A 16,151-nucleotide genomic window follows, 5' to 3' on the forward strand; every position below is an offset into this window, starting at 1 on the left:
TACAAGCAAAAACAGCTATATCACGAGTAGAATGGCGTTATTTACACCATGGGCTCATAAAGAGTCTCTCCTCTTTCCAATGAATAAAAACCTCCACGAAAGACACACGACTTTATTAATGAAGTCATAAATACAAAAACACACTATTTTCTCAATAACGTTCCAATAAGATTAAGAAATTCTAGCGTGTAAGAGGCTTATAATTTGCGTGCTTAGGATTAAGGGATTCAGCTCCAAGACGGCGAACTTTATCAGCCTCATATTCAGCAAAATTTCCTTCAAACCATTCCACATGACCATCACCTTCAAAGGCTAAAATATGCGTTGCTAAGCGATCAAGAAACATACGATCATGCGATATGATCACTGCACAACCAGCAAAATTTTCTAATGCATCTTCCAATGCACCCAACGTTTCAGTATCAAGATCATTTGTCGGTTCATCAAGAAGAAGCACATTCCCCCCCTCTTTTAGAAGTTTTGCCAAATGAACGCGATTGCGCTGCCCTCCTGATAAATTTGCCACCTTCTGCTGTTGATCAGCCCCCTTGAAATTAAAAGCCCCACAATAAGCACGACTATTCATCTCATATTTGCCTAACTTAATAATGTCATTTCCACCAGAAATCTCCTCCCAAACAGTTTTATCCCCAGCCAAGGAATCGCGACTCTGATCCACATAACTCATGTGAACCGTTTCACCGATCCGTATTTGACCTGAATCGGGCTGTTCTTGTCCTGTCAACATTTTAAACAAGGTCGACTTTCCCATACCATTAGCCCCAATAACACCGACAATGCCCCCAGCAGGAAGTTTAAAAGAGAGAGAATCAATCAACACACGCTCTCCATAAGCTTTAGAAAGATGATCAACTTCAATGACAACCTGTCCTAATCTTTCTCCAATAGGAATGATGATTTGCGCCTCTCCAGGACGGCGCTCACGTGCTGCCTGAACCAACTCATCATAAGCTTTAATCCGCGCCTTTGACTTTGCTTGTCGCCCTTTTGGACTAGAAGCAATCCATTCTTTCTCACGTGATAAAGCACGTTGACGTGCAGCCTCTTCACGACCTTCTTGAGCCAAACGTTTGGCTTTAGCCCCCAAATAAGCAGAATAGTTTCCCTCATAAGGGATACCTTTACCGCGATCTAACTCTAAAATCCATCCCGTGACATTGTCGAGAAAATAACGATCATGGGTTATCAAAAGCACGGCGCCAGGATATTCACGCAGATGCCTTTCAAGCCAAGCTGTCGTTTCAGCATCTAAATGGTTTGTTGGTTCATCCAAAAGCAACAAATCAGGTTTTGACAAAAGCAATTTGCAAAGCGCCACACGCCGCTTTTCACCGCCCGAAAGTTTTGTCACATCCCCTTTAGCTTGTGGACAACCAAGAGCAGCCATTGCCATTTCTACCTGACTTTCTAAATCCCAAAGATTCTGACTATCAATAATATCCTGAAGCTTTGCACTTTCATCAGCCGTTTCCTCACTATAATTCATCATCAATTCGTTATAACGCTCAAGAATGGCCTGTTTATCTGCAACACCTTCCATCACATTGCCAAGCACATCTTTGCTCGCATCAAGCACAGGTTCTTGTGGTAGATAGCCACAACGTGCTCCTTCAGAAAGCCATGCTTCTCCCGTATATTCCTTATCGAGCCCAGCCATAATCCGTAAAATAGTCGATTTACCTGCACCATTTGGCCCTAAAATACCGATCTTTGCATCTGGATAAAAAGACAAATGGATATTTTCTAAAACTTTTTTATTGCCGTAAGATTTGTTGAGCCCAGCCATATGGTAGATAAATTGACGTGCCATAAATTTCTCTTTATATAAATTTCTTTTTATATTGTGTGATATTAAAGATTAGGATTTTGAAAAACTGCTTTTGCTTCTTGAAACTGCACAGTAAATAGAGCTTACATCATCTCAAAAGCTTTTCACTTTAATATTGGTACATTTTTTCTCATCTCACAAGCCCCAGTATGGTTCTAAATGCAAAAAAACATCCCCTTAAGAAGCAAAAAGCAAATCTTTTTAGCGGTCCCTGAAACATGTTATCAAACATTGCCCCTCTTTTCCATACCAGATATCACATTACACTTTTACCGTATTAAACCAACCTATCAATGTAATATAGAACCAAAAAGAAAAGTAATTCTCTATGCACCTTCTTTTTTTGCTTTATGGGCTTTATATTACGCAGTAAAAAAACCTTCCCTTTTTTCATCAATTTTTTGTTACGGAAAACAATGGACTTCACCTCTTGCCTTGATGTGGCTTAAATTGCGTTTACAAAACGACCGCCGCCTTATGGGATCTGACGTCCCAAGCCCAATGATCATGAAAGCTTTGCGTCAACATGTCGCAACAAATAACGACAGTGCACTTCCTATTGGGACGTGGTTACACTTCGTAAAAAACTATAAAATGAATTGTAAAAAGTTATCTATCCCCCTCTTTTGGCTTGATAATTATAAAAATAACATCAATATTCAGCAAATCATTTCAAAACTTCAAGACGAAGTATAGCTTTTTAAAAATACGATAAAAGCTCATCTTCTATAGGAATATATTTATGGAAAAAAAAGCCTTACTCGTCATTGATGTTCAAAATGACTTCTTACCCGGTGGAGCACTCGCAGTACCACAAGGTGACGCCATTTTACCCGCCGTCAATAATCTCATCAATCATTTTGACCACGTTATCTTAACCCAAGACTGGCACCCCAAAAATCATTGTAGCTTTGCTTCCTGCTATCCTGAAAAGAAGCCCTATGATACCATTAATCTTGACTATGGTCCGCAAATACTTTGGCCTGATCATTGCATACAAGGAACCCAAGGAGCAGAGTTTCATCCATCTCTCAGAGTGGAAAAGGCTCAACTTATCCTTAGAAAAGGCTATAATCAAAATATGGATAGCTATTCTGCCTTTCTTGAAAATGATCAAAAAACACCAACAGGTTTACAAGTTTATCTCAAAGAACATGGTTTTACCAAGCTTGTTATGTGCGGCTTAGCAACAGACTTTTGTGTTGGATTTTCTGCTCTTCACGCCATACAATGTGGTTTTAAAGTCAGTGTTTCATTAAATGCCTGCGCTGGTATTGATGTAAACGAATCTCTAAACACAATGCTTAAAACAATGAACGAAGCTGGTGTCGAACTGTTAATGGTCTCATAAAATATTGTATTCTCGCAATCTATTATAAGATATTGATTAATAAGAAATAAATTATTTTTTGCATATTCTAAGTGAGAGACTAAAATAGAATAAAATTCTCTTATATCGAACCTATTCATAATAAATAAACTATTCTCCTACACGTCATAAATAGAATCAATATGGAAATAAAAATCATTCAAGAAAGCAACAAATGCTTCTTATGCATCGTTAAAAATAAGAGCTTGCGTCGTTCTAAAAGCGTGTAAAAAGTATAATGCCGGTTTGCACCTTGTATTTAAGTTAAAGCACTCCAAGAAATTTTACAGTATTCCCTTCGCGAGAAGAATCATGCCATCGATTGAACTTTAAAATAAAGACGCCAATAAAAAAGACAATGGCATTTTATTTTGCATGAAAGATCTCTCATATTAAGAATATGTGATAAACAAAAGCATAAAGTTTTAATGACTTAAGACGCAACATGTTTATCCAATTGACGACGCTTAAAACGAATCGAAGAATATAATGCCATTCCAATAATACAGACTCCCACAAGTCCCGTTAAAACTTCAGGAACCGATATAATCGTTTGCAGATACATAATCATGGCAAGAACTAAAATTGCATAAAAAGCACCATGCTCCAAATAACGATAATGCAACAATGTCCCTGATTCGACCAACATAATTGTCATAGAACGAATATAAAATGCACCGATCCCAAGACCAATTGCGATAATAAAAAGGTTGTGTGAAAAAGCAAAAGCACCAACCACACCATCAAAAGAAAAACTCGCATCGAGCACTTCTAAATAAAGGAATGCCCCTAGCCCCCCTTGCGTCACTGTCGTCAAAGTCTTCTTAGGAGCATCTAAAAGATGACCAATAGCTTCAACACCTATAAAAGTCAAAAGCCCATAGAGGGCTGCTAATAAAAAAGTGACTCTATCCTCTGCAACAATCTGCCCTGATACGAATAAGATCAAAATCAGAACAATTGCAATATCAATCCCCATAAGCGCCCCAAACTTTTGAGCAGGTCTCTCTATAGCATTCAACCAATGGACCTCTTTTTCAGAATCAAAAAAATATTTTAAGCCAACCATCATAAGGAAAGTTCCTCCAAAAGCGGCAATTCCCATATGCGCATCGGTTAAGACTTCGGCATATCGATGTGGTTCCCCTACTGCTAATTTAACTGCCGCAATTGGACTAATCCCAACAGCCACAACAACCACCAACAACGGAAAAACAATCCGCATCCCAAATACAGCGATCAAAATACCCCATATAAGAAAACGGCGACGCCATAACGGATTCATTCTACCAAGAACACGTGCATTGATAATAGAATTATCAAAAGATAAAGAAATTTCCAAAACCCCTAAAACACAGCAAATAAAAAAATATTTAAGAAAGCCAGTCATGCTTCCCGTTTCAAACCAACCAATAACCCCTCCTAAAAAGACACCAATAATCGTGAAAAAAAAAGCAAACCCAAAATAGCGTAGTAGGGCCATAATCATTCCTTAAAGTTTATTTTCTCATTCACCTACAGCACACACATAGTGCAAATCAAAAGCTTGTATTTCTTTAAAGTTGCATCTCCTAATGCAGAGGTGTATAGAATATATATGGTAAAGTTACATGAAAATTTTCTCAAAAAAAGCAAGAGACAAATGCAGTAAACAGAGGATTTTATTTTGAAATGAATATTAATCATCAATACAATAGAGTTGAGAGATTGTTTTTTATCCATTAAAATAAAAAAAATAAAGAAAAATTAAAATGATAAATATTGACATTATGTCATAGAATATTAATACATAGTGTGCTTTTATTTTTTAATAATTTATACCATGATGATTTACTGAGGGAGATAATTCGTGGCACGTCCTGAAACTGAATCAAAAACCATATTTGGAAAACGTTTACGTTATGTACGTCTTGCTTTAGGCGATCCATCACGTGAGACTTTAGCTAAAAGTTTTAGCATGACAAAAAATTCCATTGCTTTTTATGAGCGTGGAGAAAGAGAACCCAATCTTAGTGTCTTACAAACATACCGCACATTATATGGTGTCAACATTAATTGGCTTCTAACCGGACAAGGAAAAATGTTTGATGCCGAATATACAAAAGGTGATTTTGACTGGAATTATTTTATAAAAAAAATTGAAGGACTAGAAGAAACACTTGCCAATAGTGATCGTAATGAAAAACTCAATCAAGAAAAAATTGACAGCTCTTATGAAAAATTGCAGCAATATTTGTCAAGACAAGGAAATGGCCTTAACCCTAAAGCTGCAACATCACTGATCGATATGAAAGCCAAAATGGCTAATTCTTATACCCTTAGCTTATTCATTGATTTACTCATTCGAAGCGTGTCGCAAAAAGAAGTTATTGCTAATCAATAAGCGTTTTTATTTCAAAAGAAAAAACAGGAAATGATTAAGAGCCACCTGCATGGGGAGAGGAAAAATACCTCTCCCCATGCAGGTGAAGGTTTGTGTGCTTTATAAAATTTACTTCAGTAAAAGAAAAATATTTGTATTATAAATAGACATATAGTGTCATTAAATTAAAAAAAATGATTTTATAGTATAAAATTCTCATTCACATCTTATTGACAAGAAATTTTTTCTTGTTAAAAGAATAATAGCTCTCATAGAAATTATTTTTTAGGTCAGAAAATTTAAGGGGAATATATTGACGACTTCCTATAGAGACATACATTAGTATTCGTAAATGGGTTAGTTGAGTATTTATCCTGAAAATTATCAGCTATTTTATGAGGTGAGAAACATGTATTTTGAGGTGTTTCAAGGAGTTCACAATCAATGGTACTGGCGTTTAATCTCAGGAGATGCCCAAAAAATTGCTTTTTCGAGTAAAGGATATCCAACAAAACAAGATATCTTAATAAATATTGAGCAAATCAAAGAAATTACCCATAAGGCTCTTATTAAAGAACTACAATCTTAACGTTCTTTACCATTAAGATTAAGAGTTTAATTTGTATAATGAGATTTTGGGTTACATTTTTGTAATTAATAAAAGATGATTGATTTTTTCTCAATGAAGAGAATTTTTTGCGTTGTTTTTAACAGGTTTGCATAACAATTACATTTTTGCAAGGTATATGTTTATATTCAAAGATAATTGGATTTTGGTAGCATCTATCAAGAAGAAAATCCCTCAAGCCTTGTGCCTCTTCATAGAACAAACGCCTATGAAGAGAAAATAAATTATAGATCAGAGTAAACTTGAATATTCTCTTCCAAGACAACCTTTTCACAAGCACCGTCATGGACTTCATAAAATCTATCTCTTTCTCATTATTTCCGATCTTTCCCACACATCTCCAAAGCCTTTAATGCAATAAATTCGATTCAAAATATGAATACAATCACCCTTTATCATCTTCAGATTTAAGCACTTTTTGATATTTTTTTTCGTTTTCTTCATATTTCTTAATTTGTTTTTTCAGTTTTTCAATTGCTTGCTCGCGTCTTTTAATCACCATATTCTGCTCTCTAAGAACTCTGTCTCGTTCTTCAGTCATCTTCATAGAATCCCTTAAAAATTCATGCTTTATCCTTCTGGATTCCTCTTTTAGAGCTTTAATTTGACCGCGATAATATAAAGCAAATCGAAATATAACCCCGCTGAACAACAAAACAACCATCATTGCTCCCAATAAAATTTCGTTTATATTCATTTTGATCTCCTCTCATTGCCGCTCAAGTGATCATCTTAAGCAATTTGTTTTGTTTCATCCTCCATCAAAAAAGAAGGCAATAAACTACAGTCTCCAAGTGCGCATAATCGCCCTCGGCATTCGTATTCTCTCCATGAAAACATTGATAGATAACGCAAAATACTCTGAAAGCGGCTAAATCCACACGCTCTCACCGATTATTCGCGACATATTTATTGATCCAAAATATAAAAAATAAAGAACTTCCAACAAAACGAACAACGTGATAAAATCGTACACGTCCTTCTTGAAACATTCCTATCTTCTTTTTTTCGTCATGTGGAATTTTTTCATTACTACAAAAATCTTCGGTGTCACAAAACACAGCTTTTCTGTAATCTTTTACCTTCCCACAAATCTTTAATCACCACAAACCAAAGCATTCTTATAAACACAAGCCTTTCTATAATCACCAGTATCCCTAAAAACTTCACTCTATTGAGCATTCAAAATTTGGCTAAAACCACTACATTAGTATAAACATATGCCTCTCCACTCATACTCAAATGACAATCAAGCTCTCTCCTCTCATAAACATGCAAATTCTTGGCCCCTAGAGGACCCTATAGCGCATTGTCATAAATAAAAAATATCATCGTAAACAGACTTCATTATAAACCATCGCATCATCAAAAGAACATCCAACCTCATAGGAGCATTGGTCGCATGTATCACATTCTAGCAAACGACGACCTTCGTGCTCCAAATTATTTTTATGTTCTATAAAAACACCAAAATCATTTTTTTGATATTTCCAAAGTTTTTTAACGCACACATACGACATACCTCTGATAGTGACCTAATTTATTACAATAAAAGAGAAATAAACGTTTAAAACCTATGAATTTATGTTTTTTTCTCCAATCACAATCTTGTCTCTTAAGGCTGTAAAGCTTCGTTATATGCTCACATACCGGCTTAACACAGAATTTTTTACAAATGCTGATGTTGGGGTATATCTTGATTTATAATGCTGCTACGTATACTATCACAGCGAAATCTTATGAACACACGCGTGCGTATCACCGTTTCTGGTATACGCGCTGATTTCTTCACAACCGTGGAATTAAGGAACCATTTTTATTGATTCGAATCTAAAAGTGTATGGGGACATTTTGTTATTAGTTAAAAACAACTCTATATGCTTCATTAGCGAAGAGCTACACATGGATATTTTCACGCTCCTTGTATCATGTATTCTGGATTCGCGATGCAATATTAACGCTATAGCGTAAATGTGTAAAGGTCTAAAAATGACAAAGACTGAAAAAGATTGGTTCCAACGCTTAATTGAATTAATAAAAAGTGACGGACGGACGATGATCGAAATAAGCAGAGCAGCAGGCTGTGGACAAAACTATGTCCAACAAATGATAAAAGGAGGAAAAAGACCTTCAGTCGATAAACTTATGGCGATTCTAAATACACTCGGAAATGCTAGTGCCATATATGTTATAACTGGCTTCAACATCTCTGATGAAGACTTAAAACTTATAGCTTTGATTTCGTCGGGAGATAAAAAGAAGATTGAAGCTTTAAATGTTCTGTTGAATGAGAAGCAGTTGTAGAATTTTCCACTCTATCCAATATCGCTTGCTTTTGAGACGTCGATAAAGACTCCCATTTCACAATAATATCCGATAAAGCCGCCTCAAATTTTTCATCATTCTTCATAGTCACACTCCGTATTGTCAAACAATATAACGCTAAAGCGTTTAAACATATCTCATACCTTAGAAAAAAATATTTGCAATAGGCAGTATGGAAGCAATTGTGCACAAACTTATTTTATAAAATCAGATAAAATTCTATGAGTTATGTACCATGGTGAAAAAGAAAGCATCGCCCGATCCAGACCTTCTTATGAAAATTGGTATGATCTATCAACAACGCGAATAATGTTACGCAAATCTTTTGATTCGAACCAATAACAAATTAATGTAAAAATATCCCTGAACTCTTTATAAGAGAACACGAAACAGCTTATTTCAAAAGAAAAATCTATCAAAATTTTATTCTACCTAGCACTATCTATATTTTTTTAACAATATTGCAAAGTAAGAAGATAAGAATAATGTGGGAATAAGCCCTTATAAACAGCCGCGTCCCCTAAAACCCTGTAACACATTGACAAGGCAACCTCCCCTCAAAAACACTGTTTAAATACTGATTCTCTATCATGAATAAAAATGGTGATGTTAAAAAAATAAAATGAATCATCACCCCTGATCTCCATAGGTAAATTGTATGTAGATTTACAACAAGGAAGAAATTCTCTCACATCAATAAAAAATTATGCTCTTTGAAGAAGCAATGTATTTTTCCAAAAAGAATATCACTTCCCTTGCCAGTCATTTTGTAGAAAAGAAAAAATTCTTTTTACAATCAATACAAAAAAATTAGCAATAAAAAAGGTAAGGTTTAGGAAATACAGCCAATACCTTATGAGCGTAAAATCAAAAAAAACCTCGTGACTTCAATTGAATGACATAAAAATGTAATTTGAGCATAAAGCAGAAAATGCACAATGGTAAAAATAAGAATGCAAACAGCAACACATATTAAACTATTCCAGATGCACTAATCTTGCAAATGAAAGCACTTTTTTAATGAGCCTGAAAATTATATTAACACTTTATATATTAAAATGATTGATAGAAAAACATTGCAACAAAAAATGATAAAATAATTTAGAACAAAAAGAGAAATAAATCAAAAGAATGAAGGAGGCAAAATCCTCAAACCTTCACTCAACTATTCATTTTTCTCTTGGACAATTTCCTATTGGTGGGCCCGGAGGGACTCGAACCCCCAACCAAGCGGTTATGAGCCGCTGGCTCTAACCAATTGAGCTACAGGCCCCATATAGGTGGTCTCTCTCTAAACTAAAATGCTCTATGATACAAGAGCTGACCGAGATTATAACCCATCTTTTTCTCTTTTCTATTGGTTTTTTTTCTAATGCCCTAATTTCTTTACAAGAACTCTCAAAAATGAGAGAGTCGTCATAATAAATGTAAAGGAATAGATATGATAGAAAAGAAAATTCAACCACTGAAGAGTTCTTTGGTTAAAATAGCTATATTAACATTCACACTCTTAGCCACTTCACTGACTGTTGTCCGTGCTTATGCTGAAGAAAGTAAAAGAGATGCAACAATTACAGTGACTGCAATCGGAGAAAGTCAAGCTACACCGGATATGGCAATTATTAATCTCGCCGTTGTTACCCATGACAAAACAGCTCAAAAAGCATTAGCGTCCAATAATCAATCGATCAATGATATTATAAAAGCTTTTAAAAATAATGGCATCCAAGCAAATGATTTGCAAACATCAGGTTTATCTATTTACCAGTCATCCCACGAAAAAAAGAATAATGAAAAACTCTATCAAGTTTCAAATTCTTTAACTGTACGTATTCGTGATCTTAGCAATGCTGGTAAAATCTTTGATCAGGCGATGGCACTGGGAATTAATTCAGTAAATGGCATTACTTTTACCAATGCAGATACGAAGCCATTTTATCAAGAAGCACGTAAAAAAGCCATTACTGAAGCCATTGAAAAAGCGCAAACCATAGCACAAGCGGCTGATTTAAAATTAGGAAAAATTATTGAGATCAATGAAAAAGATGATTACTACCGTCCAACGCCACGTCTCATGAGTAGAGCAGCAGATGCAAGCTACACAGATACAAATTTTGCAGGGGGTGAATTAAATTATAATGTGAGTGTCACTGTCGTCTTCGCGATCGATTAAATCACCAGGCATTATATAAAACGCTCATATCACTGGCCTTCACAGAGAAGGCCAGTAATATGAGTGAGATAATCTTCTTCAGATGATAATTCGTCTTCGTAGATCTCTATGGATCCACGTGCAGAAATGTGTGCTTTATGCACTGTCTGACAATCTCCTGATACCAATGGATGCCACCATGGGAGATCTTTTTCTTCATAAATTAATTTATAAGCACAACTTTCTGGAAGCCAACGCGCCATTTTAACTGTTGTAATGTCTAACGATATACAATCTGGTACAATTGATTTACGATGAACATAGTCTCGACACTGGCAAGTTTCTTCATCTAAAAGGCGACAAGCAATACTGGTTGCATACAGATCACCCGTATCATCATCCTCCACTTTGTGGAGACAACAACGACCACAACCATCACAAAGGCTTTCCCACTCAGAGAAAGAAAGCTCTTCTAATTTTTTTACTTTCCAAAAAGGAAGTTCTCCACTCATAAACTTAAGCACACCTTTTTTAATAAAGAAAATCGATAAAAATTAAAAATTTAATTTCTATAATTTCATCGATTTCTGTCTCTTAAAAAGCTTCAACTCAATGCGTACTTCATATAATTTTCTTAAAATTGATCTGAAGAAAAAGGGAGTATTGAAAAAATAGCCTATATAAATGAACATAACCTATTGAAAAATTCCTTCGTCAATCGAGAAAGAACAAAATACGACCCCTAAAATAGTAGAATAATTTTGCAAAAAATACACCTTTTTCATCAAAAAAACAGGATACTGCACTATAGTTTATTCTTGAGATATTCCATCTTTTAAAAAAACAAACCGCTCTAGGGAAAAGAGTATTTTATCATTCATTTTTAGATAGAGCCTCCCTCACCTCTCTGTTCCATAACCACTCTTTGCCCTATATCTGTTCTTTTGAGACAGAGAAGCACAAAGTCTCAAAGCTACGAACAACGTCAAAGACCGTAAACTTCTAGATTATTCGAAATCTTCCCATATTTTTCTCAAAAAAGTACCCAAGTACACAGTAACAAACCTTCCCCTCTATGAAAAAAGGGGGAATAATTAAAATGCATCAATTTCTTTATTTAAGAATCAAGAAAACTGCGTAATTTTCTTGAGCGGCTAGGATGCTTCAATTTACGAAGTGCCTTTGCTTCAATCTGACGAATACGTTCTCTTGTCACTGAGAACTGTTGTCCCACCTCTTCCAAAGTGTGATCTGTATTCATCCCTATCCCAAAACGCATCCGCAAAACACGTTCTTCCCGTGGTGTTAATGAAGCAAGAACGCGTGTTGTCGTATCGCGTAAGTTCGCTTGGATAGCAGCATCAATAGGGAGTAATGCATTCCTATCCTCAATAAAATCACCTAAATGGGAATCATCTTCATCACCAACAGGTGTCTCCAGTGAAATAGGTTCTTTTGCAATTTTAAGAACCTTTCGCACTTTTTCTAACGGCATAGAAAGCTTACTCGATAATTCTTCTGGTGTTGGCTCTCGTCCAATTTCATGAAGAATCTGACGTGAGGTACGAACGATTTTATTAATTGTTTCAATCATATGAACAGGGATACGAATAGTACGTGCCTGATCCGCAATCGAACGCGTAATGGCCTGACGAATCCACCATGTTGCATAAGTTGAAAACTTATAGCCGCGCCGATATTCAAACTTATCCACAGCCTTCATCAAACCGATATTGCCCTCTTGAATAAGGTCAAGAAACTGCAAACCACGATTCGTATATTTTTTTGCAATTGAAATGACAAGACGTAAATTAGATTCGACCATCTCTTTTTTTGCAATGGTTGATTCGCGTTCACCTTTCTGCACCTGCATAACAATCCGGCGAAATTCACCAATTGAAATAGCCGTTTCTTGCGCAAGATTTTGTATTTCACTCCGTAGTTTTTGAATTTCTTTTGCCTCACGCAATGAAAATTCTTTCCAACCCGGCGTAGGCAAAGTGGCAATATAATTTATCCAATCTGCATCCAATTCACGCCCTTGGTATTCTCTTAAAAAATCTTCATGGCCAATACCATAGGTGTTAGCGATTCGTTTTAGCTTACCTTCATTATGAATAAGTCTCTTATTGATGTCATAAAGCTGTTCAACCAAAGCTTCGATACGATTTTGGTTCAAAGAGAGAGATTTCACAGCTTGAATCAACTCACCCTTTAGTTGAATATATTTTTTCTTTTGAGAAGCTGTAAGAGCCCCTTCTTTACGCTCTGCCAAACTGCTTTCAACATGCTGATCTTGTAATTTGCGTAATTTTACATAGGTCTGAGCAATAAAATCCAATGTTTCCATAACTTGAGGACAAAGCTCATTTTCCATTGCTGCAAGAGATAAGTTAACATCATCATCGTCCTCTTCATCATCTTCTTCAATGCTTCTTTCTCCTACATTTTCCCCCATATTACGTATAGCAGAAGACATCTTTTCTTCTTTTATCTTATCAACTTCACTTCGCTCAATAACAGGAGCCTGCTTTGCTTCTGGACCAGCATAAGTCGTTTCAAGATCAATAATTTCACGAAGAAGAATGCGCTGTTCTTTTAACTCATCACGCCAGATAATCAGGGCCTGAAAAGTCAAAGGACTCTCACAAAGTCCGGCAATCATTGTCTCACGCCCTGCTTCAATACGCTTGGCAATGGCAATTTCACCCTCCCGTGAAAGAAGTTCAACAGCTCCCATTTCACGTAAATACATACGCACCGGATCATCTGTACGATCTGTTACTTCGCGCTTATTTGTTGTCGTTGCAAGTGCGTGGCTAGAGGCTTCTACTAAGTCCCCTCCCTCTACCGTAACTTCATCTTCATAATTTTCAGACTCAACTTCATCCTCATCATCGACAACATTAATCCCCATCTCAGAAAACATCGCCAAGATATCTTCAATTTGTTCGGACGTAACCTCATCGGAAGGAAGAACGGCATTGAGTTCATCCATCGTTACGTAACCATTTTTTTTGGCAAGTTTAATCATTTTCTTGATGGCATCATCAGAAAAATCAAGAAGAGGACCATCCAAACTCGCTTGGCTTGTTACTTCCGCATTATCTTTCTGTTTAACCTTTGTTGCCATACCATAAACTCCACTCGATCACTTCGTAGCTTCCATGTAACCATAGTCTTCATGTGACCAGCTTTTTTTGTTCTCACTTAAATCGACCAACAGTTTCTCATATATACTTCCTTTTAAGAGATTACTATTGGAAAGAATACATTTTGTACACGCCTTAATATCCAGATAAACTTGCCATCCAGACAAAAACGCGGGAAAACTCCAGAAGTTTCCCCGACACCTCTCAGTCCTTCTGAGATAATCTCTGTACCCTATCGTAAGAACCAATTTCCCGCTTTTCCTAAAATTTATTCTAAAATTTAATTGTCATCTTTATGAAAATGTTATTCCACATACACTTCCTCATCTAAAGTTTAAGTGACTGATTCGCATTAAAAAAGCGAATCATTTTATCGTATCTTGTATGTTCCCGTCTATTTTTTCATCCAACCAACTTCCAAACCCTTCAATTAACGCTTCTGTTGCCTGCATCTGCTCCAGTTCACTTTTTATCTCCCGAAGCAGATCAAAAACCTCACTCTTAGGATTTTCTACAAGTTGCTCTTCAATATCCTGTAACCTCTTATGTAGGTGGTGTTCCTGAAGATGCAAGTAGATAGCTTGTTTTAATATAGCACGTGCATCTTCTATAGGAGCTCCAGCAAAGATAATACGCATACCAATATTCTGCACAAGATGTTTCATACGCTCTAATAAAGCTTTTTGCCCTCTTTTTTCTAAGAACGCAACCATCGTTTCTTTATCATGAAGCGACTGATCCCCGAGAATTTCCAACATCGTTTGGTGAAAATACATCAATTGTGTATTTTTTAATTCTAACTCAGAGAGAATTTCAAAATTTTCATGCCACAACTCAGGATAGTAAGCTAAAGTGAGTAAAATCACAGCTTCACGTAAAGGAATAGCCTGCGAAGAATTTCGCACTATTTCAGAATTTTCTAACAGAGAAAAGGATTGACCTTTAAAGACCCTATTGGGTAAAGTCTGTTCATAGCGTCCTCCCCCTTTCTTTTTTGAAAAAGAGGGACGAAAAAACTCAAAAAGGCGTTGTTTTATATCTTGCAAATAATAACGACGGACATCTTCATCCTTAATCGTAAAAATTTGCTGTTTGAGTTGTTTTTCAAGCGCCGCACGTGTCTCTGGCGTTTCAAAATTCTTTCCATAGGTAGCCCGCCACCATAAAAGCTCAATCAAAGGAATGGCTTTTTGCAAAAAAGAAGAAAAAAGGGGCGCACCACCAGCACCAACAATTTCATCAGGATCTTTTCCTTGTGGCAACAAAACAAAGCGGATACAAACCCCAACCTTTAAAAGAGGCAATACCCGATCAGCAACGCGAAAGGCAGCCTTTAAACCAGCATCATCACCATCAAAACACAAAATAGGCTCCTTTCCCATCTGCCATAAAAGCTCAATTTGCGCTTCCGTTAATGCAGTCCCTAAGGGTGCTACGACTCCTTCAAAACCGGCTTTAGTCAATGCAATGACATCCATATACCCCTCAACAACCAGAAGTGAATGAATTTTTTCATCGCCAACAAAGCGACTATTTTTGCGCGCCGATGCCGCATTGTAAAGTATATTGCCTTTATGAAAGAGCACTGTTTCAGGACTGTTAAGATATTTTGCGCGTGTCTCTTTCTCTAACGCACGCCCTCCAAAGGCCACCACACGACCGCGCAAATCTTCGATAGGAAACATAATGCGATTTCTAAATCGGTCATAAGAATCCGCTCTCTCCTCATGCGCTGTAAGAAGTCCACATTCTTCCATTTGCTTTATTGAGATACCCCGCGCCCTTAAAGCGTCTTTCAAAGCTGTACGCCTTACCGGTGCAAAACCAATTCGAAAACGCTCTATAAGCTTTTGCGTAACACCACGTTCCTCCAGATAACGACGTGCCTGCGCCCCTTCTTGATCGCGTAAATGATACTGAAAAAAATCTGTCGCAATTTTCATTACGTCATAAAGGTCAGCTTTTTCCATTTGACGTTGATGACTTTGTGGATCCAAAACAGGGAGTTTCATTCCTGCAAAATCAGCCAAACGCTCGACACTTTCTGAAAAATGCAATCCATCAAGCTCGCACAGGAAGGTAAAAATATCACCGTTGACCCCACAACCAAAACAATAATAACGCCCTTTATGATCATCACAATGAAAACTGGGCGTTTTTTCACCATGAAATGGACAACAACACCAAAAATCTCCCCGTGAAGGCTTACTTTTTCGAGGATCAAAGTCCACCCGTTGACCAATCACTGTTGAAATTGGAAGTCTGCTGCGTAGTTCATTAAGAAAATCAGGCGGGAAACGCATTATCTCTCACA

General features: G+C 36.6%; 14 protein-coding genes and 1 tRNA gene. 6 read left to right on the top strand and 9 right to left on the bottom strand.

Going from position 1 to position 16,151, the window contains the following annotated elements:
* Positions 1 to 181 precede the first annotated feature (181 nt).
* Positions 182 to 1,831 (bottom strand): energy-dependent translational throttle protein EttA, encoded by a 1,650-nt coding sequence (ettA, locus tag D1093_RS07935; RefSeq protein WP_120101824.1) that lies wholly within the window; start codon positions 1,829 to 1,831, stop codon positions 182 to 184.
* A gap of 177 nt (positions 1,832 to 2,008) precedes the next feature.
* Between ettA and D1093_RS07940 the strand changes: the two genes are divergently transcribed.
* Together D1093_RS07940 and pncA are read left to right on the top strand one after the other, a co-directional pair.
* Positions 2,009 to 2,545: a hypothetical protein gene (locus D1093_RS07940; RefSeq protein WP_120101826.1), complete on the top strand. Its 537-nt coding sequence runs from the start codon at positions 2,009 to 2,011 to the stop codon at positions 2,543 to 2,545.
* 46 nt (positions 2,546 to 2,591) lie between these two features.
* Positions 2,592 to 3,200 carry a bifunctional nicotinamidase/pyrazinamidase gene (gene pncA / locus D1093_RS07945; protein ID WP_005775185.1) on the top strand — a complete coding sequence of 203 codons (609 nt, stop codon included), beginning with the start codon at positions 2,592 to 2,594 and terminating at the stop codon, positions 3,198 to 3,200.
* A gap of 451 nt (positions 3,201 to 3,651) precedes the next feature.
* Here the strand turns inward: pncA and D1093_RS07950 are convergent, their stop codons facing one another.
* Positions 3,652 to 4,701, bottom strand: coding sequence for a DUF475 domain-containing protein (locus D1093_RS07950; protein WP_120101828.1), 1,050 nt, complete (start codon positions 4,699 to 4,701; stop codon positions 3,652 to 3,654).
* A gap of 366 nt (positions 4,702 to 5,067) precedes the next feature.
* Between D1093_RS07950 and D1093_RS07955 the strand changes: the two genes are divergently transcribed.
* Both D1093_RS07955 and D1093_RS07960 read left to right on the top strand, forming a co-directional pair.
* Positions 5,068 to 5,601, top strand: a complete 534-nt coding sequence (locus D1093_RS07955) for a helix-turn-helix domain-containing protein (protein ID WP_120101830.1) — start codon at positions 5,068 to 5,070, stop codon at positions 5,599 to 5,601.
* 388 nt (positions 5,602 to 5,989) lie between these two features.
* Positions 5,990 to 6,169 carry a YegP family protein gene (locus tag D1093_RS07960; protein WP_005773176.1) on the top strand — a complete coding sequence of 60 codons (180 nt, stop codon included), beginning with the start codon at positions 5,990 to 5,992 and terminating at the stop codon, positions 6,167 to 6,169.
* 424 nt (positions 6,170 to 6,593) lie between these two features.
* Here D1093_RS07960 and D1093_RS07965 read toward each other — a convergent pair whose 3' ends face one another.
* A complete protein-coding gene (locus tag D1093_RS07965) occupies positions 6,594 to 6,905 on the bottom strand; it encodes a hypothetical protein (RefSeq protein ID WP_120101832.1) in 312 nt (103 codons plus the stop codon).
* 631 nt (positions 6,906 to 7,536) lie between these two features.
* Positions 7,537 to 7,719: a hypothetical protein gene (locus D1093_RS07970; protein WP_120101834.1), complete on the bottom strand. Its 183-nt coding sequence runs from the start codon at positions 7,717 to 7,719 to the stop codon at positions 7,537 to 7,539.
* Between the two features lie 478 nt (positions 7,720 to 8,197).
* On the opposite strand from D1093_RS07970, the gene D1093_RS07975 reads away from it, so the two are divergent.
* Positions 8,198 to 8,512, top strand: coding sequence for a helix-turn-helix domain-containing protein (locus D1093_RS07975; protein ID WP_005773173.1), 315 nt, complete (start codon positions 8,198 to 8,200; stop codon positions 8,510 to 8,512).
* Here D1093_RS07975 and D1093_RS10310 read toward each other — a convergent pair.
* Positions 8,436 to 8,618: a hypothetical protein gene (locus D1093_RS10310; RefSeq protein ID WP_005773171.1), complete on the bottom strand. Its 183-nt coding sequence runs from the start codon at positions 8,616 to 8,618 to the stop codon at positions 8,436 to 8,438. The genes D1093_RS07975 and D1093_RS10310 overlap by 77 nt on opposite strands.
* A gap of 1,111 nt (positions 8,619 to 9,729) precedes the next feature.
* Positions 9,730 to 9,806: transfer RNA gene (locus D1093_RS07985), tRNA-Ile, on the bottom strand.
* A 168-nt stretch (positions 9,807 to 9,974) separates the two neighbouring features.
* On the opposite strand from D1093_RS07985, the gene D1093_RS07990 reads away from it, so the two are divergent.
* Positions 9,975 to 10,706: an SIMPL domain-containing protein gene (locus D1093_RS07990; RefSeq protein ID WP_120101836.1), complete on the top strand. Its 732-nt coding sequence runs from the start codon at positions 9,975 to 9,977 to the stop codon at positions 10,704 to 10,706.
* A 29-nt stretch (positions 10,707 to 10,735) separates the two neighbouring features.
* On the opposite strand, the gene D1093_RS07995 is transcribed toward D1093_RS07990, so the two are convergent.
* The 3 genes from D1093_RS07995 to dnaG all read right to left on the bottom strand — a co-directional run bounded on the left by D1093_RS07995 (position 10,736) and on the right by dnaG (position 16,140).
* The gene (locus D1093_RS07995) at positions 10,736 to 11,197 is read right to left on the bottom strand and encodes a YcgN family cysteine cluster protein (protein WP_120101838.1); all 462 of its coding nucleotides are present in this window, start codon (positions 11,195 to 11,197) and stop codon (positions 10,736 to 10,738) included.
* A 605-nt stretch (positions 11,198 to 11,802) separates the two neighbouring features.
* Complete coding sequence (gene rpoD / locus D1093_RS08000; RefSeq protein ID WP_120101840.1) at positions 11,803 to 13,818, bottom strand: RNA polymerase sigma factor RpoD; 2,016 nt, start codon at positions 13,816 to 13,818, stop codon at positions 11,803 to 11,805.
* Positions 13,819 to 14,202: 384 nt separating this feature from the next.
* Positions 14,203 to 16,140 carry a DNA primase gene (gene dnaG / locus D1093_RS08005; protein ID WP_120101842.1) on the bottom strand — a complete coding sequence of 646 codons (1,938 nt, stop codon included), beginning with the start codon at positions 16,138 to 16,140 and terminating at the stop codon, positions 14,203 to 14,205.
* Positions 16,141 to 16,151 lie beyond the last annotated feature (11 nt).

Source organism: Bartonella kosoyi (assembly GCF_003606325.2).
Classification (GTDB): Bacteria; Pseudomonadota; Alphaproteobacteria; order Rhizobiales; family Rhizobiaceae; genus Bartonella; species Bartonella kosoyi.

Excerpts from the sequence above, each read along its gene's own strand:
- ettA (WP_120101824.1), bottom strand. The coding sequence starts at position 1,831 with ATGGCACGTCAATTTATCTACCATATGGCTGGGCTCAACAAATCTTAC.
- D1093_RS07940 (WP_120101826.1), top strand. The coding sequence starts at position 2,009 with ATGCAAAAAAACATCCCCTTAAGAAGCAAAAAGCAAATCTTTTTAGCG.
- pncA (WP_005775185.1), top strand. The coding sequence starts at position 2,592 with ATGGAAAAAAAAGCCTTACTCGTCATTGATGTTCAAAATGACTTCTTA.
- D1093_RS07950 (WP_120101828.1), bottom strand. The coding sequence starts at position 4,701 with ATGGCCCTACTACGCTATTTTGGGTTTGCTTTTTTTTTCACGATTATT.
- D1093_RS07960 (WP_005773176.1), top strand. The coding sequence starts at position 5,990 with ATGTATTTTGAGGTGTTTCAAGGAGTTCACAATCAATGGTACTGGCGT.
- D1093_RS07965 (WP_120101832.1), bottom strand. The coding sequence starts at position 6,905 with ATGAATATAAACGAAATTTTATTGGGAGCAATGATGGTTGTTTTGTTG.
- D1093_RS07975 (WP_005773173.1), top strand. The coding sequence starts at position 8,198 with ATGACAAAGACTGAAAAAGATTGGTTCCAACGCTTAATTGAATTAATA.
- D1093_RS10310 (WP_005773171.1), bottom strand. The coding sequence starts at position 8,618 with ATGAAGAATGATGAAAAATTTGAGGCGGCTTTATCGGATATTATTGTG.
- D1093_RS07990 (WP_120101836.1), top strand. The coding sequence starts at position 9,975 with ATGATAGAAAAGAAAATTCAACCACTGAAGAGTTCTTTGGTTAAAATA.
- D1093_RS07995 (WP_120101838.1), bottom strand. The coding sequence starts at position 11,197 with ATGAGTGGAGAACTTCCTTTTTGGAAAGTAAAAAAATTAGAAGAGCTT.
- rpoD (WP_120101840.1), bottom strand. The coding sequence starts at position 13,818 with ATGGCAACAAAGGTTAAACAGAAAGATAATGCGGAAGTAACAAGCCAA.
- dnaG (WP_120101842.1), bottom strand. The coding sequence starts at position 16,140 with ATGCGTTTCCCGCCTGATTTTCTTAATGAACTACGCAGCAGACTTCCA.